We start from the raw sequence: 19181 nt of genomic DNA, 5'->3' as shown, positions 1-19181 counted from the left end.
TCTGATCGGGGTCATCCCTTCGGGTGGCGTCGGGCGAAGTCCCAGGCAATGGCGCTGGCGTCGGGACCGGCGTGATCGGTGAAGAGACCGTCGCCGGCCGGACCCGGCCAGGCGTGCCCCAGGTCCTGGACGACGTACGCCTCGACGACGGACGTGCCGTCCGGCGCGGTGACCGCAGTGTGCGAGTACGCGTATCTGCCCTCTTCCGCGGGCACCGTCGTGGTCTCCTCGACCAGGTCGAGGCTGCCGTTGAGCAGGCCGTCGTCGACCAGGTCGCTGACCGCGATCCAGTGCTCGACGAGCCGGTCTCCGACGAGGGGCGGAACGACCTCGTCCTGCTCGCCCTGGACGACCAGCAGCGGCACTGTCCGCGCCCGGCCGCCCATCTGCGCCCACGCCTGACGTGCGGTGTCGTCCGGTGGCGTGGAGTCGGGGTCGCCCGGGTCCACCTGGTTCAACCCGTACTCGCCGCCGGCGATCGACGTCACGGTCGCGAAGACGTCGGGGTAGGTCACGGCGAGGATGATGGCGGCCCCCGCGCCGGATGAGGCACCGGCGACGTGCACGCGGCCCGGGTCCGCGTCGTACTTCTGGACGACCTCCCGGGCGACGCCGGCCAGCAGCGCGGGTTCTCCGTCATGGCGGTGCTGCTCTCGCGGGTCGGCCGAGTTCCAGCAGTTGAACACGTCGCGGAGAACCCGTTGCGTCGGGTAGACGACGATGAAGCCCTCGCTGTCGGCCAGGCTGTTGAGCTGAGTCGTGGCCTTCATCGAGTTCCATCCGTAGCCGGTCATCCCGCAGCCGTGGATCGCCATCACCGTCGGCAGTCGGGTCGTGCCGTCGTACTGCGGCGGAAGGTGGACCTGGTAGCGCAGAGAACCGGCTTCGCCCTCATGCACGTGGTTGCGATCTCCTACCTCCATCCACCAGGGAAGGCCGAGCTGGAAGACCGCCGTGGCGGTGCCGACGACGACCACGAAGACCACGAGGACGCTGGAAGTGACCCACGGCCATCGCCGTCGCCGACGAGGGCGCTCCGCATCAGGCGGGTCGGACGCGAGCGTCGTGACGGTGCGTGACCCCTTCTTCACGGTGCCCTTCTCGTCAGCTCGCGCCGAGGAAGGTGCGTAGGGCTGCATTCACCTCGTCGGCGTGCGTCCACAGCAGCCCGTGCGGGGCCCCCTCGACCTCCACGTAGTGCGCGTCGGGCAGCGCCTGGCGGAAACGGCGGGCCGTGACGTCGATGGGAAGGATGTTGTCGGCGGTGCCGTGCAGGATCAGTGTCGGCTTGCCGCTGGCGCGGACCGCCTCCACGTCGGCGCGGAAGTCCTCGATCCACGAGGAGACGACGGCGTAGGCCGCCACCGGAGCACTGGAGATGGCGACGTTCCAGCTGCCGGTCACTGCCTCTTGGCTGATCAGGCGGCCGAGGTTCTCGTCGAGGTTGTAGAAGTTGGAGAAGAACTGCTCGTACCAGGCGTAGCGGTCGGCTCTCGCCTGGGCCTCGATCCCGTCGAAGACCTCCTGCGGCACGCCCTCGGGGTTGTCGTCGCGGGCGACGAGGAAGGGCTCCAGCGAGGCGAGGAACGCGAGCTTCGCGACTCTCTCGTGGCCGTACCGCGAGACGTAGCGGGCGAGCTCGCCCGTGCCCATCGAGAACCCGACGAGGATGACGTCGCGCAGGTCGAGGGTCTCCAGCACGGTGCTCAGGTCAGCGGCGAACGTGTCGTAGTCGTAGCCGGTCCCGGCCTTGGTGGACTGGCCGAAGCCGCGACGGTCGTAGGTGATGACGCGGTACCCGGTGGCGAGCAGCTCGCGCATCTGGCGCTCCCAGCTGTGGCCGTTCAGCGGGTACCCGTGGAGGAGGACGACAGCCTGGCCCGCGCCCTGGTCCTCGTAGTAGAGCTCGATCGGCGTGCTGTTCTCGTTCCCGACGGTGATGTATCCCATGATCCCTTTCCTTTCGCGTGGCCAGCGAGAGCAGTCGGCCTCACTGGCGGTCCCTGTGTGTGTGTTCGCCCCCGTCCATCGGTCGGAGCGGTACGTCGTCCTCCCCTGCGGCGTGGAGGCCGCTGCGCGTCAGGTGGCTCATCGGCGTGGCTCCCAACGGACCATCCGGGAGGCGAGCGCGATGGCCGCCACGACCCATGCGAGGGTCACGGCGAGCAGCGGAAGCGTGGCGGCGAGCTCTGCCCCGCCGTTCCAGGAGCTCACCACCAGCTCGGTGGCCGCCCCGCCGGGCAGCAGCCGCTTCAGCAGGGTCAGACTCTCCGTACCTGTGATCCCCACCCAGCTCGCCACGGCGATGACCCCCAGGCTGAGCGGGAGCGCGGTGACCTGGGCGTGCTCCGGAGAGTTCGTGACGCCGGCCGTGGCTATGCCGAGCGCGAGCATCATGGCGAAGGTCGCGACCACGGCCGCTGCGGCCAGCACGCCGTCGGCGGGCGCGCTGCCGACGGCCGCGAAGACCACCAGGATCACCCCCACCTGGACCACGGCGATCACGCTGACCGGGAGCACCAGACCGGTCAGGATGGTCGCGTCGCTCGCGGCGGTCGAACGCAGCCGCTTGAGGAAGAGGCTCTGACGGCGAGCGGCGAGCGTCGTCACGGTCGTCGAGTAGAGAGTGAATGCCGCGATCGTGAAGACGAGCACCGCCGCGATGTAGCCGAGGCTGCCGATCCTGGAGAACACGTCGCGGTTGTAGATGAAGAAGGCACTCGCCGCCACGGGCATGACGAGGCTGGTGATCAGTACGGCGCGGTTGCGGACGATCTGGAGCAGTTCACTGCGCGCGATGAGAAGCATGAGGTTCTCTCCTTCAGGCTGGTCAGGAGACAAGAGCCGGTTCGGCCTCGATGGCTCGGAAGACGTCGTCCAGGCGGGTCGGTGCGGCGGAGAGCGCGTTCAGCTCCACCGCGTGGGCGTCCGCCCAGTCGAGGAGCTGCTTGAGGTCCCGCTGGAGCTGGAACGTCTCGATCTCGAAGGACTGGTCGGCGAGCGCAGCCCATCGCAGCGGCGGGGCCGGCACGCCGGGCGGGAGGGAGAACCGGATGGAGGCCGGCAGAGACCGGGTCAGCTCGGACACCGTTCCCTCGTGGCGCAGGGAGCCGTTGTGCATGAGCCCGATGCGGTCGGCACGCTGCTGGGCCTCTTCGAGGTAGTGCGTGGTCAGCACGACCGTCGAGCCGTCCTCGCGCAGCTGCTGCACGGTGTCCCACAGAGCGTCCCGGGACTGGATGTCCAGCCCCGTGGTGGGCTCGTCCAGGACGATCAGCTCGGGCCGCCCGTACACAGCGGTCGCGAAGTCGAGGCGGCGCTTCTCCCCGCCGGACAGCTGAGACACGCGCGTGTCGGCCCTGCGTGCGAGGTCGGCGAGGTCGAGCAGGCGGCGCACGGAGTCCGAGCGGCCGGAGAGCCGACCGATCAGGCCGACCGACTCGGCGACGGTGAGGTCGGGCGCGAAGCCGCTCTCCTGGAGCATGATCCCCATGCGCGGTCGCGCCCCGCGGCGGTCCGTGGGGCTCTTGCCGAGCACGCGAACCGTTCCCGACGATGCCTTGCGGTGCCCCTCGATGACCTCCAGGGCCGAGGTCTTGCCCGCTCCGTTCGTGCCGAGCAGTGCGTAGAGCTCCCCACGCTCGACGTGGAACGACAGGTCGGTGACCGCCTGGAAGCTGCCGTACGTGACGTCGAGCTTGTCTACCTCGATGACGGGGCTGGAGATCATGGCAGGCAGTTCCTTTCGTCTCGCCGGGCTGCGGCATGCCCTCAGGCTCGCCCGGCGGCGGCACCGTCGCGTCGGTAGAAACCCCTGATGTTGGCGCTGCGCGTTACCGTTCCGGGGCCAGCAGGTGTCGGCCTGCTGGAGCTCGTCGAGGCGGCCGTGCGGGCTGGCCATCCGGACGTCGCGGCGCGCGTCCTCGAGCAGTTCAGCTCGCGCCCGCGAACCTGCAATCCGCCCTGGGCTCTCGGCCTCGCGACCCGCTCGCGCGCGCTGACCAGCACCGGGCCGGTCGCCGAGGAGCACCATCACGAGGCGATCGAGCTGCTTCGAGACTCCGGTGCGGATATCAGGGGCTTCTACCGACGCGATGGTGCCGCTACCGGTGCGAGCTTGATGGCACGGAACCCTCCTTCGGGCTGAGTCCACCCGACGGCGACACACGAAGGGCACCACGATGAGCAACGCCTCCACGACGATGACCGTGTCGATCCAGCGCATCGAGAACGCGGCGATCGCCCTAGCGCTCCTTCTGGTGACGCTTGCGTCCGGGCAGCCCTGGTGGCTCCTGCTCGCCGCGTTCCTCCTGTTCGACCTCTCAGCCGTCGGCTATCTCCGCAACTCCCACGTGGGTGCGACGACCTACAACGCGGTCCACAACTACACCGGACCGGCGCTCGTCCTGGCGCTCTACGGCGCCCTGCACCTTGGAGACCAGCAGGTGACTTGGCTCGCCCTCCTCTCGGCGTGCTGGGCCTTCCATGTCGCCGTCGATCGAGCACTCGGGTACGGACTGAAGCTGGAGGAGTTCACTCACACGCATCTGGGGCAGATCGACCGGCGGTCGCGCACAGGAGCGGTCTAGTCGATCGGCCGTACCTGTGGACCGGTGGCACCTCACCCCGCACCTGGACACCTGTCGTCTGCCAGAGTACGAACCAGGCCATCCGCACGGCGTCCACCTCTTGCGTCCCGAAGGGCAGACCATCACCGACAGGGTCAACCAGGGCACCGACTCCTCCACGCTGTGTGGGAGCAATGGTCTCCCGACGAACGCGACGCACATCCGTGAGCAGGATCACGTGAGGTCCCAGCTGCTGGGTGGGGCAGTGGTGGTGGCAGCCCTGGGGGCCGCTGCATTGCTGCTGGCGCGTCCCGCTACTGATGGCCCGCTGGACGTCGCATACGAGGCGGGGGTGGTCGTGCAGGCCTTCCCTGCCGGGTCCACGGTGACCTACGGGCTGCAGATCCTGGGGAACACCAGCAGGACGAGCACGATCGAGCTGGTCTCGCTGACCCCTGTGCTGGGTGACCCTCCGGCCGAGGTGCTCGGCGAGGCGATGCTGCTCGGTCCGGAACGGGTCGAGGCGCTCGGCGTCGGTGGGTTCGACGTCATGGCCGGATGGCCACCTGCCGGGGTGACACCGCTGGAGGTCGCCGGACAGCTGGTGCCACCGCAGACGAACGCGCACTACGAGGTGGTGCTGCCGGTGTCCGTCCCCCAGGACGGCATGGTCATCATCGAGGGCTTCGACGTGGAGTACCGGGTCGAGGGTCGCCCGTACCGCGAGCGCAGCAGCACCACCCTGGTGCTCTGCCCGGTGGAGAGCTATCAGCAGTGCCTCGAGTTCGAGCAGAACCTGTAGGCCTGCCCGTCCAGTGGAGCTCAAGGGCGGGAGCAAGGCGCTCCCCGCGGTCTGGCGGTCACAGTGACCGGGGGCAGCGAGGGGGGGAGGGCTCGTCGGCGGTGGTTGAGGGCGCGGGCGGTGATGTTGTCTGCGATGCGGCCTGAGCGAGGATCTGGCCGGCGGCGGGGGTGGTCGTACCGCAGCTGTCGAGCAAGCGCTTCCGAAGCCCCGCCTGCTCGATGAGACCACGTGGCCGGCGTTCGCCGAGCTGGTGGAGGCCAACAACGGTGTCTGGGGCGGCTGCTGGTGCATGGGCTTCCATGTCCGGCTCGGTCAGGGGCGCACCGGTGCGCAGAACCGTGCCGAGAAGCTAGAAGTTCCCTCCCGAGTCAAGCGTGATGTCGTGCGGGCCACTCGTCGCGGCGATCTGAGCCATGCCCAGTCGCTGCCGACCTCGAGATCTCTGTGGAGTCGGTCAGGCGCTGGGTGCGCCAGGTCGACGTCGACGACGGCGTCGTGGCCGGCCAGACGCAGCGAGCAGAACGAGCTGGTGCAGCTGCGCCGCGAGAATCGCCGGCTGGAGAGTGTTTACCGCCGTCCTGGGGGAGGGCCTTCGGGGTGGTGAACGCTGCGCTTACTGCTAAGCAACACGGAATTTACTTCGCGCCCCACTGCGCGTAACAGGGTCTGGCATACGGTGAGTTCACGGCCAGTAAACGCCATGCTTACCGATGGGAGTGGTCATGACCGCCACGGGGACCGACACCGACAACGCCGCTCTTGGCCAGCGGGTCCGCAGCCTGCGCGCCATCACCGGTATGTCGATGCGGGACCTCGCGTCCCGGGCGGGGGTCAGTGCCGGCTACGTCAGCCAGATCGAGAACGGTCAGGCGAACCCCAGTCTCGCCGTCATCCGGTCGATCGCCGAGTCCTTCGGCGTGACGTGGCTCGAGCTGTTCCAACCCGCCCCGAGGCACGGTCGCGTGCTGCGCCGCGAGGACAGACCCCGGCTGTTCTCCGACGGGAACGTGGCCCACTACGGGATCACTCAACCTCCTATCGGCAATGTTGAGGTCATCGTCACCGAGTACGCCCCGGGCCAGGGCGCCGGCGACGAGGACTACACCCACGGCGACTCCCAGGAGATCTGCCTCGTGATCCGAGGCAGTCTCCAGTTCACGGTCGACGGCGAGACCTCGACCCTCGCTGCGGGCGACAGCATCGAGTACCGCACCTCTGTCCCGCACCGCCTCATCAATCTCGGCGACGACACCGCCGAGGCGGTGTGGGTCGTCACACCACCCTCATCCCCGATCACCAGAACGGTCGCCCTGGGGGACTGACACCACCCCCACCACCCCTCCCTCTATCGCACCACCACCCGCAGCGACGCGTCCGCTCTGGGCGCTGCGCCGACCCCTGCCGTTCCCTCGCCCCCTGATCCACGTCCAACGCCAAGGAGTACTCCCATGTCCCGATCTCGTATGACCGCTGCGGTCGCAGCAGTCCTCGTCACCACCGTGCTCACCGCCTGCTCGGGAGGCTCCGACACGGCCTCTCCGGGCGCTGACAGCTCCCTTGCCGTGACCGACCCGGTCACGATCCGGTTCGGACTTCCCACCCAGATGGGCGCCAACAACTCCCCGATGGCTGTGGCCGAGCACCTTGGCTACTTCGCCGAGGAGGGCATCGAGGTGGAGATCGTGTACACCACGGACTCGACCTCGATCATCCAAGGGATCAACACGGGCGCCCTCGAGATCGGATCGACCCCGTCCGAGCCGCTGTGGCAGTCGATCGAGGCAGGCACCGATCTGCAGCTGGTCTACAACTACATCCGCGAGCAGACAGGGTCGATCGTCTCGCTCGCCGACGGTCCCGTGCAGTCCCTCGAGGACCTGGACGGCGCGTCGATCGGTCAGTCCAGCCTCGGCAGCAGCAACCTGCTGCTGGCCAACGGCATCCTCGCCTCTGTGGGGCTGGAGGAGGACACGGACTTCACCAACGTCGCCGTCGGCACCGGTGCGGCCGCGCTCCAGGCACTGGAGGCCGACCAGGTTCAGGCGCTGTCGCTGTGGGACACCGAGTACGCCGCGTTCGAGGCGACCGGCGTCGAGCTGAACTACTTCACGACACCGCAGGTCGAGTCGCTCTTCTCGACCACGTACTTCACCTCTCCCGACTACCTCGAGTCCGACCCCGAGGCGATCGAAGGGTTCGGTCGCGCGATGGCCAAGGCCACGCTCTTCACGGCCACCAACCCTGAGGCTGCTCTGCGGATCATGTACGACGGATACCCCGCGACGCGTCTGGCGGGCGTCACCGAGGACGAGCAGCTCGCCACCGACCTCACCGCGCTCGAGCGCCGGATCGTGCTCCTGACCGCCGGCGACCCGGACGGCAGCGGAACCTGGGGCGCCTACACCCCCGAGGCCGTGACGGCGTGGGTCGAGTTCGCCGTCGGCAGCGGGATCATCTCCGCCGAGATCGACGCCGAGGCACACGTGCAGAACCTGCTCGTCGAGGGCTACAACGACTTCGACAGCGCGGCCGTCATCGAGCAGGCCGAGGGGTGGACCGCATGACCGCCCTGCGCTACACCGACGGGATCCCCGCGATCGACCACCATTCCCACGCCGGGTACGTCCGGCCCGGCCAGCAGGTCGCGGGGGTCGGGCACTACACGCTGGAGAACGCCCTCGGTCACGTCGAGGGACACATCCCGCACGCGCAGTACCAGGACTACATGGCCCTGGTGGAGTCCGGGGACGAGGACGGCGCTTCGGCCCTGGGCGACCGGCTCGGCATCCCAGGGCTCATCGCCCAGAGCGAGCTCTTCCAGGAGACGACGGTTCACGCTGTCGCTCTCAAGGAGGGTTGTGAGGCGCTCTACGGACCGGTCGCGCCCGAGTCGATCGACGCCGTCAGCCGCCAGGCCCGGATCGACGACCCGGTCGGCCTGTATGACCGGGCCCTGCTGCTGTCGGGCACGGCGGGCGTGCTCACCGACATCCCTGAGATCGACTCGGAGGCATGGCCGCACGAGCGGTACAAGCCGATCGGCCGGATCGACCCCTACCTGTTCCCGTTCGGCCACCCCGCCTGGACGGGTCGCGGAACCGACGCCCCGCGATTTCGCCGGATCTTCTTCCGGGTGCTGCAGCGTCAGCTCGAGATCGCAGGCACGGCACTGCCAGGGACGCTCGAGGGCTACAAGGACTTCGTCATCTCCTCCCTCGAGCGCCGCAAGGCCGAGGGGTTCGTCGGACTGAAGATCGCCTCGGCCTACGTGCGGAGCCTGGAGTTCGTGCGCACCGACGTCCAGACCGCACGACGTGCCTGGTCGGCACTGCAGGCCGAGGCCGACCAGCCGTTCGACGGTCGAGAGGCCGAAGCGGCCCTGAACCCTGCGGCGCACAAGGAGCTCGCCGACCACCTCGCGTTCTTCATCGCGGAGTGGGCCGTGGCAGCAGAGCTGCCGATGCAGATCCACACCGGCTTCGGCCACACCGAACCCGGGCTACGGATCTCCACCGCCAACCCGCTGCTGCTCGAGGGCCTGCTCGGCGACCCGGCCCTCAACACCCTGCAGGTCATCCTCATCCACGGCGGCTTCCCTTACTCCTCCAACCTCACCGCGCTCGCGCAGATGAACGGCAACGTCCACCTGGACTTCTCCTGGATGCCCTACCTGCACCACCACGCCGTCGGCCGCGTGCTCGAGGAGTGGCTCGAGCTGCTGCCGGCCAACCGCGTCATGTTCGGCACCGACACCGGCTCACCCGAGGTTCACGTCGCGTCGACCCGTCGAGCTCGGCTGGCACTCGACGGGGTGCTGGACTCCGGCGTCACGGACGGACTGTGGACCCCACGTCAGGCCACCTGGCTCGCCGAGCGGGTGCTGCACCGCAACCTGTGCGACGTGTACGGGCTAGAGCTGTGAGCCCGCTGGTGGAGCTGGACCGGCTCGACAAGGTCTACCAGACCCGCACCGGCGACGTCGTGGCCCTGGACGGCATCACCCTGGCCATCGCCGAAGGGGAGTTCGTCGCCGTGGTGGGCCCGTCGGGGTGCGGCAAGACGACGCTGCTGAAGATCCTGGCCAACCTCGAGCAGCACACCGGGGGAACGGGGATCCTGGGCGGCAAGGAGCTCGGTGGGAACCGGTCCGGTGACGTCGGGATGGTCTTCCAGAAGGCCACCCTGCTGCCGTGGCTCGACATCCTCGCCAACGTGCTGCTCCCGGTGACGCTCAAGCGGCGGCCGACCGCGAGGGACAGGGCAGCAGCCCTGGGCCTCCTGGAGATGGTCGGGCTGGACGACTTCGCGCACAAGCGGCCGCACGAGCTCTCGGGCGGCATGCAGCAGCGCGCGGCGATCTGCCGAGCACTCGTCCACGAGCCATCGCTGCTGCTCATGGACGAGCCCTTCGGGGCGCTGGACGCCATGACCCGTGACCAGCTGAACGTCGAGGTCAACCGCATCTGGCGGGAGACCCACAAGACAGCGGTGCTCATCACCCACTCCATCCCCGAGGCCGTTTTCCTCGCCGAGCGCGTGATCGTCATGAGCCCGCGACCAGGCCGCATCGTCGAGGAGATCACGATCCCCTTCGGCAAGGAACGCACCCTCGAGCTCATGGGCACCCCAGAGTTCGCCGCCCTCAGCGCCCAGATCCGCCGACACTTCGAGGTGATGGCAGCGTGACGACAACCTCCGAATCCACCGACACCGCTCTCGACACCCCCACAACCCTCAAGCCTCCCAAGCGCAACCGCACCAGGAGCCCGCGGCGCCGGCAGCTCATCGCCACACTCAGCGTCCTCGCGGCGCTGCTGGTCGCCTGGCAGTACCTGCCGCAGATGCTGGAGACACCCTCCTACGTCGTGCCCGTCCTCAGCGACGTCCTCGCGGCCCTGTTCGACCCAGCAGCTCTCCCTCGCTACCTCGATGCGGCCGCTGCGACGATGACCGAGGTCGGGCTCGGCCTGGCGATCGGCGTCTCGCTCGGACTGGTGCTCGCCGTCACGCTGTCCCAGCTGCCGACGCTGTACGGGATCGTCTTCCCCTACATCGTGGCCATCGAGTCGATCCCGAAGGTGGCCATCGCCCCGCTCTTCGTGATCTGGTTCGGCTTCGGGCTCGCGTCGAAAGTCGTCGTGGTGGTGCTGCTGGCCTTCTTCCCGGTGCTGGTCAACACGATCCACGGACTGCGCAGCGTGGACCGCGACCTCGTCGACCTGTTCCGCGTGAACGGTGCCACGCCCATGCAGATCCGCATGCGCCTGCTCGTTCCCGCCGCGCTCCCGCAGATCTTCAGCGGCCTGGAGCTCGCGGTCGCCGCGGCGATGATCGGTGCGATCGTCGCCGAGTTCGTCGGAGCGCAGCGGGGGCTGGGCGTCCTCATCCTCCAGGCACAGGGAAGGATGGAGACCCCAGCAGTCTTCGCCCTGCTGATCATCTTGTCCTCACTCGGCATCGCACTGAACGTGCTGGTCCGGCTCCTGCGACGCCTCGTCGTGACGTGGGAACAGCACTGAGGAGTTCGCATGCCGGGTCGACCAGCTGGATGGACCGCTGATCGAGATCAGGTCGATCACGGTGACGTCCTTGCCGCCCGGCGGGTGTGCCACCAGATCTGCTCGCCGACGTGACGCCTCCCATGCGAGGCTTCAGAACTCAGCGGGAGGGATGCGCGGTGATCGACACGTCGTTCGACTTCCGTAGCGACGCGGGCGGCCGGGACCCGGACTCCCACAGCCCGACGCTGCGGCGCTACCACCAGCGACTGTGGAGCAAGCCGCTCCCCGGCGGGGCGATGTTCGCGCTGACCGTCGAGCGAGCGGACTCCTACCTGTACCACCGTTCCGAGCTCGGTGAGTTCTTCCTTGCCAGCGACACGGTCGTCACGACGCTCACCGGCTGGACTGCTCTCCAGCCCGTCGTCCGGCACGTGCCCGCCGAGGAGACCGAGGCGTTCCTTGCGGTGGTGTACGTCATCGGCGGGATGATGGTCTTCCCCGGAAACAGGATCGACGGCAAGCAGACCATCAACGGAGAGCGCGGCTTCCACCGGCGCATCGCGGACCGGATGGACCTGACGCTCGAGTGCATCCGGCGGCACTACCGGCGTGAGGACAGCCCGCTCTCCGCCGTCCTGGATCGCCATGCTGACTCCTTTGCGCTGTTCGGCGACTTCGGCGGCTACGTGGACTTCTTCCTCTTGCAGGACCTGGTGACCGGCGACTTCGACGGCGTCCGGTCCTTCACCAGGTTCGCCGACCTCACGACCCCGGCGCTACCGCAGGACCTGCCTACCTACCTTGAGTACCGGCGCCTCAGCATCGAGTTCGTGCGCTCACGCAACCGCCGGATCGCCGCATGGGACGTCCAGGCCTGATGCCCGTGCACCGCTAGCCCGAAGCTGTGCGTCGGGGCAGGCGTCGTGAACGGCGCCGTGGCGGAGCGACGGTTCAGGAGGGGAGTTCGAAGGACGTGCGCAGGTCGTTGCGGGTCGCAACGAGGTGCTTCTTCATGCAGGTGGCCGCCCCGCTTGCGTCGTGGGCGGCGATCCGCTCGTAGATGTCCTGGTGGGCAGCGAAGAGGGTGTCCAGCGCACCGGAACGCGCGAGGTATCCCCGAGTGCTGTGCATCCGGCTGCTGTGCAGCGGTCCTTCCATCCCCTCGATGAGGAAGTTGAGCATGCGGTTCCCGCTGGCCGTGGCGATCGCCGCGTGGAACCGCAGGTCCGCGTCGTTGAACGCCGCCTCGTCGTCGCCGGCACTGCGCATCGCTTCGAGAGCGGCATTGAGGCTCAGCAGGTCGGCACGGGTGGCGTTGCGGGCCGCGAGCTGAGCGGTGTGCACCTCGACTGCTAGGCGGACTTCGACCAGCTCCAGCAGCCCGCGGGCGTCGCGGCGCACCGCAGCGGAGAAGAAGTCAGCCAGGGGCCGGGCGTTCGGAGGGGCGATCACGGGGCGGCGTCCGTGGGCGACCTCGATGAGCCCGCGGGCTTGGAGGGCCCGCACCCCTTCCCTGACGGTCAGCCGGGAGACGCCGAGCTCGGCTGCGAGCTCAGCCTCGGACGGGAGGGAGTCGCCGGCCTCGAGGCCGTCACTGAAGATGACGTGCTCCAGGTGCTCGATGACGTCCACGGTTGCCAGCCGGCCGCCTCGGGATGGCCTGTGCTTGCCCCCGTCAGTACCGGGACGGGACTGAGCCGCTCGGCGTGGCCGCGGGGGTGTCGTGCCGTCGGGCACGGAGACCTGCTGCGCCGCCGGTTCCGTGCTCGTCATGCGGCACATCATGACAGAGGACGACGGTGAAGACCAGGCATTGGCCAAGAAACTCATCTGAGCACCACTCGTCGGCGATGCGTCGCCTCGCCCAGAAACGAACGCTGTCTCGCACGAAGAGCCTCGTAACTCCCGCCAAGTGTTGTCCGAACTCATCTGATGTGTATACCCTCGGGGCGTTCGAGGGGGACCACGGGCGGCCACCAGCGGCCCGGATCGCACAGCACAGGTCGACAGACCGACTGCCCGCCAGATGCCAGGACGACAGGACACCAGCAAGGTCGCTGGGTCCAGAACGGACGAGACCCCATGAGAAACACCCGATCCATGACCGTCGCAGCAGCAGGGGCTGTGCTCGCGCTGGGACTCACCGCGTGCGGTGGCGGCCAGACCGAGGCCGGCGGCGGGGGCGACGGCGGCTCGAACGAGCCGCTGCAGATGTGGGCGCGCGCAGCGACCGCACCGCAGAGCCAGGCGCTCGTCGACGCCTGGAACGAGGCGCACGACCGTCCGGTGGAGCTGACCGTCGTGCCGACGGACAACTACCTGCAGAAGGTCGGCGTCGCGGCCGGCTCGAACGAGCTGCCGTGCCTGATGGCCTCGGACGTCGTCTACATGCCGAACTTCCTCCAGCAGAACCTGTTCCAGGACATCACCGACCGGGTGGAGTCGCTCGAGTTTGCCGACGTTCTCGCCCCCGGTCACATCAACCTGGCCACGCAGGACGGCGCCGTGTACGGCGTGCCGCACAACGTCTCGGTCTCGGTGATCTCGCAGAACGATGTGCTGCTCGAGCAGGCCGGCATCGACCCGGGCGCACGCCTGGAGAGCTTGGAGCAGCTCGCGGAGAATGCCGCGGCGGTGAGCGCCCTCGGCGACGACATCACCGGCCTGTACTACACCGGCAACAATGCCGGCAGCATCTCCTTCACCCACTTCCCGGCGATCTGGGCATCAGGCGGGCAGGCGCTCAACGAGGACGGCACGGAGTCGCTCCTCGACTCGCCCGAGGCAGTCGGGGTGTTCGATGCCTTCAACCGGATGGACGCCGAGGGCATCTCTTCCGAGAGCGTTCGTGACGAGTCGGGCGCGACCCGCAACGACGTCTTCGCGACCGGCAACGTCGGCTACATGATCGGCAGCTCGGTCATCGGCGCCGTCCCCGAGAGTGACACCCTCGTCATCGGCGTCCAGGGCATCCCCGGCGTGGACGGCGGCCGCAGCGCCTTCGTCGGCGGCGACGCCATCGGCATCAGCGCCTCGTGCGATGACCCGGACGGTGCGTGGGAGTTCCTCGCGTGGACCCTGTCCGAGGAGGCGCAGGTCGACGTGTTCGCCCAGCAGGGATGGCTCACCGTCCGCGCCGACCTCGCCGGCAACGAGTACGCGGCTGAGGACCCGCGCATCGTCACGCTCAACGAGCTCGTCGGTGAGGGCGACACCCCGAAGGCGTTGAACTACGGGCAGACCTTCAACGACCCCAACGGCCCAGCCCTGACGGCCTTCCGTGACGCGCTGTTCGGAGACGACGCCGCAGCCGCCCTCGAGACGCACAACGGCGCGATCACCGCGTCCCTCGGCGGCTGACCGGACCGGGCCCGCGCGCCGCTGAGGTGGCGCGCGGGCCCGGACGGCACCGCCCCTGCCTCTGTTCCCTGACGCTCATCGAGGAGCACCATGGCCAGCTCGACCGTCGCAGCGGCCCGCGTAGGGCCGGCATCGCGCGGACCGGCGCGCCGCGCCCGACGCGAAGCCACCTCGGGCCTCTTGTTCGCCCTCCCCGCGATCCTGTTCGTCGTCATCCTCTTCGTGGTTCCGCTGGTGCTGGCGGCGTGGATGTCCCTCAACGACTGGCCGCTGATCGGGTCTCCCGCGTTCAACGCGCCTGACAACTACGTCGCGATCAGCGAGAACCAGCTCTTCCTGAGCTCGATCTGGTTCACGATCAAGTACACGGCGATCGTCACGGTCATCTTCCTCGTGATCTCACTGGCCCTTGCGCTCCTGGTCCAGAGCACCCGTCCCGGCATCGGCTTCTTCAGGACCGCGTTCCTGCTGCCGGCGGCGGTAGGGCTGGCATCGTCCGCACTCCTGTTCTACGCCTTGTACAACAACGAGTACGGGCCTCTGGGCGACATGCTGCGCGGGCTGGGACTGGTCGAGGGCAACGCGGACTTCTTGTCCAGCTCGGAGGCCGCGTTCCGCTCGACGGTGGCCATGGTGACCTGGCGCTTCGCCGGCTTCTACATGATCATCATGCTGACCGGTCTGCAAGCGATCCCGGTCGAGGTCTACGAAGCCTCACGGATGGACGGCGCCTCGTGGTGGCAGACCCTCCGCTCGATCACCCTGCCCCTGCTCAAGCCGACCATTTTGCTCGTGCTCGTGCTGAGCGTGACCGGATCGCTGCTGGCCTTCGAGCCCTTCTACATCCTCACGCAGGGCGGGCCGTCCAACAGCACAGTGACCATGGTCATCGCGATGTTCCGCGAGGCCTTCACCCTCTTCGACCTCGGCAGTGCGGCCGCCATCGCCATGGTGCTGCTCGTCGCGCTCGTCGGGATCAACGTGGCGCAGCTGTACCTGCTGCGGGACAAGGACCCGAAGTGACCACCACCTCCACCGTTCCCGGACGCCCCGCTGCCCCGCCCCGATCGCAGGGCCTTCGTGATCGCGTACGACGGCGCGGGCTGACGCGCTCGGTCACCGACGCCGGCTTCTACACCACGGCGGCCGCGTTGACGGTGCTGTTCCTCGGTCCGCTCGTGTGGTCGGCCTGGGCGTCCATCAGCGGGCCGCGCGCCACCGGCGGAACGGGCGGGATCGGTACCAACAACTACGTCCGGTTGATCGAGTACGGCGCGGGCCTCGAGCGGTACGTGTGGAACACCACGGTCGTCACGGCACTCACGGTGGTGGGAACGCTCTTCGTGTCGGTGCTCGGCGGCTACGCGCTGGCCAGGTTCCAGTTCCCGGGCAAGAACCTGCTCTTCATCGGTGCGCTGGCCATCCTCATGGTCCCGCACCCCACGATCCTGGTCCCGCTCTACACGATGCTGAACTGGGTCGGGATGCAGAACTCCCTCGTGAGCGTCGCCCTCGTCCTGGTGATGTTCCAGCTGCCCTTCGGTCTGTTCATGATGCGCAACGCGTTCGAGGGCATCCCGCGGGAGCTGGAGGAGGCCGCACTGCTGGACGGGTGCTCCAACCTGGGCGCGTTGCGTCGCATCCTCCTGCGCGCGGTCACCCCGGCGATGGTGACGGTCGGCATGTTCGCCTTCCTCGCGGCGTGGAACGAGTTCCTGACGCCTCTGATCTTCCTCACCGACGGCAGGAACTTCACCCTGCCCATCGCCCTGGTGAGCCTGCGCAGCGGCGAGCTCGGCACCGTCGACCTCGGGGCGCTCCAGGCGGGCATCGTCGTGACGGCGATCCCGTGCTTGCTCATGTTCATCCTGCTGCAGCGGCACTACGTCCGAGGGTTCACCGCCGGCTCCGTGCGCGGCTGACCCGTCCCGCGGGCCTCACCGTCCGCTCCCACCGAACCCGGCCCAGTGCCCCGACCGTCCCTGGAGACAACGTGTCCGTCGTAGCCCCCGTCCTGCCCGGCGCCTCCCCGCAGGCCGTCCCGAACCGACTGAACCCTCCGCCCCTGACGTCCGTGCAGATGACCGGAGGCTTCTGGGCGGACGTGCAGCGTCTCAACCGGGAGTCGATCATTCCGCACTGCGACTCGTCGCTGGAGCGGGTGGGGTGGGTGGACAACTTCCGTGCGCTGGTCGAGGGCGAGGCCGGCACACGGCGTCGAGGCCGGGAGTTCTCCGACTCCGAGATCTACAAGACGATGGAGGCGATGGTCTGGGAGGAAGCCAGGTCGCCGTCCGAGGATCTCCGGCGCCGGCTCGGGGAGTACACGGAGCTGCTTGCCACCGCACAGGCGGAGGACGGGTACCTCAACACCTACTACGGGTACGACGGGGGCCCGGTCCGCTACGAGGACCTGGCGTGGGGGCACGAGCTGTACTGCGCCGGTCACCTGCTCCAAGCCGCGGTCGCAGCGATCCGGACCGGTGCGGCGCCCGATCTCGTCGGCGTGGCCCGTCGCCTGGCCGACCACGTGTGCGAGGAGTTCGGCCCGCAAGGCCGGGACGGGATCGACGGGCACCCGGAGATCGAGACCGCGCTGGTGGAGCTCTACCGGGCGACCGGCGAGCACCGCTACCTCGACCAGGCCCGGCTGTTCGTGGAGCGGCGCGGGCACCGGCGTCTCGGCGACACGATGTTCAAGGGACGGGACTACTACCAGGACGACGTGCCCGTCCGTGAGGCCACCGTCCTTGTCGGCCACGCGGTGCGGGCGTTGTACCTGACCGCTGGCGCGATCGATGTTGCCGTCGAGACGGGGGACACCGAGCTCCTGGCCACCTGCCGGGCGCAGTTCGACCGGACGCTGGAGCGGCGTACCTACCTCACCGGCGGGATGGGCTCGAACCACCACGGCGAGACCTACGGCGAGGACTTCGAGCTCCCCAGCGAGCGCGCCTACGCCGAGACGTGCGCGGCCGTGGCGTCGATCCAGGTGGCCTGGCGCCTGCTGCTCGCCACGGGCGACCCGAGGTACGGCGACGTCATCGAGCGGACCCTGTACAACAACGTCGTCTCCTCGCCGTCGGCCGACGGCCGGACGTTCTTCTACGTCAACACCCTGCACCGACGTTCGCCCGGGATCGCGCCGGAGGCGGGCGTGCCCAGCCTGCGGCGCACCGACGGGACGCGTGCGCCCTGGTACACGACGTCCTGCTGCCCCACCAACGTCGCGCGGCTCGTGGCGAGCCTCGGCGCGTACCTGGTCACGACCGACGACACGGGCGTCCAGCTGCATCAGTACGCGACGGGTGAGATCGACGTCGTCGTGCAGGGCCGCCCTGTGGGCCTGGCAGTGACGACCGGCTACCCCTACGACGGCGCCGTCGTCGTGCGGGTGACCCAGACCGACGACGACCCGTGGGACCTGACCCTCCGAGTCCCCGGCTGGTGCCGACGAGCCTCGCTGGTCGTGGGTGACGAGGTACGGGATGTCGAGTCGGGCGAGGTGACCGTGAGCCGTACCTGGGCGCTCGGGGACGAGGTCCGGCTCGAGCTCGACGTCACCCCCCGCTGGGTCCGTCCGGACCCCCGCGTCGACCACGTGCGGGGCTGCCTCGCCGTCGAGCGCGGGCCCCTGGTGTACGCGGCGGAGTCGGTCGATCACCCCGGCGCCGACCTCGACCTTGTCTCGGTCGACCCGAGCGAGCCGCCGGTCGACGCGCCGGCGCCCGCCGGCCTCCCGGACGTCGTGGCGGTCCGCGTCGGCGGCACGGTCCGGTCCGCGCCTGTCAGCGGGTGGGCATCTACCGCCGGGGGGGACGGCGCCGGCGAGGGTCCAGGCGCTCCCACCGATCTCACCCTCATCCCCTACTACCGGTGGGCGAACCGTGGCAGCTCGACCATGCGGGTCTGGCTGCCCCGGACCGACGTGCCCGCATGACCATCCGTCGACATGACAAGGAGCACGTCCCGATGATCGAGAAGATCCATACCGTTGCCGTGATCGGTGCCGGCTACATGGGCGGCGGCATCGCGCAGGCGCTGGCCCAGGCCGGTTTCGACGTGACCATCGCCGACGTCTCGGCCGAGGTCGCCCAGGAGCACCTCGAGCGCATCCTGCGGGAGACCGCGCAGGCCGAGGCCCAGGGCCTGTTCCCCGACGGCACGACGGGCTCGGTCCGCCAGCACCTCCGTGCGGCATCCTCCATCGAGGAGGCCGTGGCCGACGCCGACTTCGTCGAGGAGGCGGTCAGCGAGGTCCCGACGGTGAAGCACGACGTGCTCCGCCGCATCTCGGGTGCCGCCCGGCCCGACGCGATCATCGGCAGCAACACCTCGACCATCCCGGTCGCGGTGATGGAAGAGGCGGTCAGCGACCCACGCCGGTTCCTCACCGTGCACTGGAGCAACCCGGCGCCATTCATCCCCGGCATCGAGCTCGTGACGGGGGAGCGCACCGACCCCGCTGTGGTCCCGGTGGTCCAAGACATGCTGACTCGCGCCGGCCGCTCGAGCGCGCTCGTCGCGGACGTCCCCGGCTTCGTGCTCAACCGGCTGCAGTTCGTGCTGCTCAAGGAGGCCATGACCATCGTCGAGGAGGGCGTGGCCACGCAGGAGGACGTCGACACGATCGTGCGCTCCACGTTCGGTTTCCGCCTGCCGTTCTTCGGACCCTTCGAGATCGCGGAGATGGCCGGCCTGGACGTGTACGCCAACAGCTTCGAGACCTTCCGGGAAGCGTTCGGCGAGCGACTGGCGCCGCCCGTCGCGCTGACGGACGCGGTTGCAGCCGGTCGGCACGGCACCAAGAACGGGAAGGGCCTGCTGCGCGACTACACCCCGCAGGAGGTCGATGACCTGGTCGCCTACCGGAGCCTCGCCTACAGCCGCATGGCTGCACTGCTGGCCGAGATCGGGCCCGCACCCACCCGGCGCTGAGCACCTCAT

General features: G+C 69.0%; 19 protein-coding genes. 14 read left to right on the top strand and 5 right to left on the bottom strand.

Features of this window, described 5'->3' with window-relative positions; genetic code table 11:
* Positions 1-11 precede the first annotated feature (11 nt).
* From M1R94_RS02350 to M1R94_RS02335, 4 genes are all read right to left on the bottom strand, one after another.
* Positions 12-1091, bottom strand: coding sequence for an extracellular catalytic domain type 1 short-chain-length polyhydroxyalkanoate depolymerase (locus M1R94_RS02350; RefSeq protein WP_249380064.1), 1080 nt, complete (start codon positions 1089-1091; stop codon positions 12-14).
* Between the two features lie 13 nt (positions 1092-1104).
* Positions 1105-1950, bottom strand: coding sequence for an alpha/beta fold hydrolase (locus M1R94_RS02345; RefSeq protein ID WP_249380063.1), 846 nt, complete (start codon positions 1948-1950; stop codon positions 1105-1107).
* 138 nt (positions 1951-2088) lie between these two features.
* Positions 2089-2808 carry an ABC transporter permease gene (locus M1R94_RS02340; RefSeq protein WP_249380062.1) on the bottom strand — a complete coding sequence of 240 codons (720 nt, stop codon included), beginning with the start codon at positions 2806-2808 and terminating at the stop codon, positions 2089-2091.
* 22 nt (positions 2809-2830) lie between these two features.
* Positions 2831-3730: an ABC transporter ATP-binding protein gene (locus M1R94_RS02335; RefSeq protein WP_249380061.1), complete on the bottom strand. Its 900-nt coding sequence runs from the start codon at positions 3728-3730 to the stop codon at positions 2831-2833.
* A gap of 87 nt (positions 3731-3817) precedes the next feature.
* Between M1R94_RS02335 and M1R94_RS02330 the strand changes: the two genes are divergently transcribed.
* The 9 genes from M1R94_RS02330 (at position 3818) to M1R94_RS02290 (ending at position 11752) form a co-directional block, all read left to right on the top strand.
* Positions 3818-4147 (top strand): hypothetical protein, encoded by a 330-nt coding sequence (locus M1R94_RS02330; protein ID WP_249380060.1) that lies wholly within the window; start codon positions 3818-3820, stop codon positions 4145-4147.
* Positions 4148-4181: 34 nt separating this feature from the next.
* Positions 4182-4589 carry a DUF4260 family protein gene (locus tag M1R94_RS02325; protein WP_249380059.1) on the top strand — a complete coding sequence of 136 codons (408 nt, stop codon included), beginning with the start codon at positions 4182-4184 and terminating at the stop codon, positions 4587-4589.
* A gap of 217 nt (positions 4590-4806) precedes the next feature.
* On the top strand, positions 4807-5370 hold the full coding sequence (locus M1R94_RS02320; RefSeq protein WP_249380058.1) for a hypothetical protein: 564 nt from the start codon (positions 4807-4809) through the stop codon (positions 5368-5370).
* Between the two features lie 725 nt (positions 5371-6095).
* Entirely contained in the window at positions 6096-6695 is a 600-nt protein-coding gene (locus M1R94_RS02315; RefSeq protein ID WP_249380057.1) for a helix-turn-helix domain-containing protein, read from the top strand.
* A 126-nt stretch (positions 6696-6821) separates the two neighbouring features.
* Positions 6822-7937 (top strand): ABC transporter substrate-binding protein, encoded by a 1116-nt coding sequence (locus tag M1R94_RS02310; protein WP_249380056.1) that lies wholly within the window; start codon positions 6822-6824, stop codon positions 7935-7937.
* Entirely contained in the window at positions 7934-9295 is a 1362-nt protein-coding gene (locus tag M1R94_RS02305) for an amidohydrolase family protein (protein WP_249380055.1), read from the top strand. The genes M1R94_RS02310 and M1R94_RS02305 overlap by 4 nt, the downstream gene beginning before the upstream one ends.
* On the top strand, positions 9292-10059 hold the full coding sequence (locus M1R94_RS02300) for an ABC transporter ATP-binding protein (RefSeq protein WP_249380054.1): 768 nt from the start codon (positions 9292-9294) through the stop codon (positions 10057-10059). Before M1R94_RS02305 ends, M1R94_RS02300 begins: the two co-directional genes overlap by 4 nt.
* Positions 10056-10892, top strand: a complete 837-nt coding sequence (locus M1R94_RS02295) for an ABC transporter permease (RefSeq protein ID WP_249380053.1) — start codon at positions 10056-10058, stop codon at positions 10890-10892. Before M1R94_RS02300 ends, M1R94_RS02295 begins: the two co-directional genes overlap by 4 nt.
* 158 nt (positions 10893-11050) lie before the next feature.
* Positions 11051-11752 (top strand): DUF6994 family protein, encoded by a 702-nt coding sequence (locus M1R94_RS02290; RefSeq protein WP_249380052.1) that lies wholly within the window; start codon positions 11051-11053, stop codon positions 11750-11752.
* Positions 11753-11825: 73 nt separating this feature from the next.
* On the opposite strand, the gene M1R94_RS02285 is transcribed toward M1R94_RS02290, so the two are convergent.
* Entirely contained in the window at positions 11826-12506 is a 681-nt protein-coding gene (locus M1R94_RS02285; protein WP_249380051.1) for a FadR/GntR family transcriptional regulator, read from the bottom strand.
* Between the two features lie 450 nt (positions 12507-12956).
* Between M1R94_RS02285 and M1R94_RS02280 the strand changes: the two genes are divergently transcribed.
* The 5 genes from M1R94_RS02280 (at position 12957) to M1R94_RS02260 (ending at position 19172) form a co-directional block, all read left to right on the top strand.
* Complete coding sequence (locus M1R94_RS02280) at positions 12957-14234, top strand: extracellular solute-binding protein (protein WP_249380050.1); 1278 nt, start codon at positions 12957-12959, stop codon at positions 14232-14234.
* Positions 14235-14324: 90 nt separating this feature from the next.
* Positions 14325-15257: a carbohydrate ABC transporter permease gene (locus M1R94_RS02275; RefSeq protein WP_249380049.1), complete on the top strand. Its 933-nt coding sequence runs from the start codon at positions 14325-14327 to the stop codon at positions 15255-15257.
* A complete protein-coding gene (locus tag M1R94_RS02270; RefSeq protein WP_249380048.1) occupies positions 15254-16156 on the top strand; it encodes a carbohydrate ABC transporter permease in 903 nt (300 codons plus the stop codon). The genes M1R94_RS02275 and M1R94_RS02270 overlap by 4 nt, the downstream gene beginning before the upstream one ends.
* Before the next feature lie 71 nt (positions 16157-16227).
* Positions 16228-18174: a glycoside hydrolase family 127 protein gene (locus tag M1R94_RS02265; protein WP_249380047.1), complete on the top strand. Its 1947-nt coding sequence runs from the start codon at positions 16228-16230 to the stop codon at positions 18172-18174.
* Entirely contained in the window at positions 18171-19172 is a 1002-nt protein-coding gene (locus M1R94_RS02260) for a 3-hydroxyacyl-CoA dehydrogenase family protein (protein WP_249380046.1), read from the top strand. The genes M1R94_RS02265 and M1R94_RS02260 overlap by 4 nt, the downstream gene beginning before the upstream one ends.
* Positions 19173-19181: the final 9 nt, after the last annotated feature.

The sequence above is a fragment of the Actinotalea alkalitolerans genome (assembly GCF_023369855.1).
GTDB lineage: Bacteria > Actinomycetota > Actinomycetes > Actinomycetales > Cellulomonadaceae > Actinotalea.
This window is presented reverse-complemented; position numbering and strand designations above follow the sequence as displayed.

What these genes read in the sequence shown, in the direction of transcription:
- M1R94_RS02340 (WP_249380062.1), bottom strand. Translation starts at nt 2,808, where the DNA reads ATGCTTCTCATCGCGCGCAGTGAACTGCTCCAGATCGTCCGCAACCGC.
- M1R94_RS02335 (WP_249380061.1), bottom strand. Translation starts at nt 3,730, where the DNA reads ATGATCTCCAGCCCCGTCATCGAGGTAGACAAGCTCGACGTCACGTAC.
- M1R94_RS02345 (WP_249380063.1), bottom strand. Translation starts at nt 1,950, where the DNA reads ATGGGATACATCACCGTCGGGAACGAGAACAGCACGCCGATCGAGCTC.
- M1R94_RS02275 (WP_249380049.1), top strand. Translation starts at nt 14,325, where the DNA reads ATGGCCAGCTCGACCGTCGCAGCGGCCCGCGTAGGGCCGGCATCGCGC.
- M1R94_RS02315 (WP_249380057.1), top strand. Translation starts at nt 6,096, where the DNA reads ATGACCGCCACGGGGACCGACACCGACAACGCCGCTCTTGGCCAGCGG.
- M1R94_RS02305 (WP_249380055.1), top strand. Translation starts at nt 7,934, where the DNA reads ATGACCGCCCTGCGCTACACCGACGGGATCCCCGCGATCGACCACCAT.
- M1R94_RS02330 (WP_249380060.1), top strand. Translation starts at nt 3,818, where the DNA reads ATGTTGGCGCTGCGCGTTACCGTTCCGGGGCCAGCAGGTGTCGGCCTG.
- M1R94_RS02280 (WP_249380050.1), top strand. Translation starts at nt 12,957, where the DNA reads ATGAGAAACACCCGATCCATGACCGTCGCAGCAGCAGGGGCTGTGCTC.
- M1R94_RS02325 (WP_249380059.1), top strand. Translation starts at nt 4,182, where the DNA reads ATGAGCAACGCCTCCACGACGATGACCGTGTCGATCCAGCGCATCGAG.
- M1R94_RS02310 (WP_249380056.1), top strand. Translation starts at nt 6,822, where the DNA reads ATGTCCCGATCTCGTATGACCGCTGCGGTCGCAGCAGTCCTCGTCACC.
- M1R94_RS02260 (WP_249380046.1), top strand. Translation starts at nt 18,171, where the DNA reads ATGACCATCCGTCGACATGACAAGGAGCACGTCCCGATGATCGAGAAG.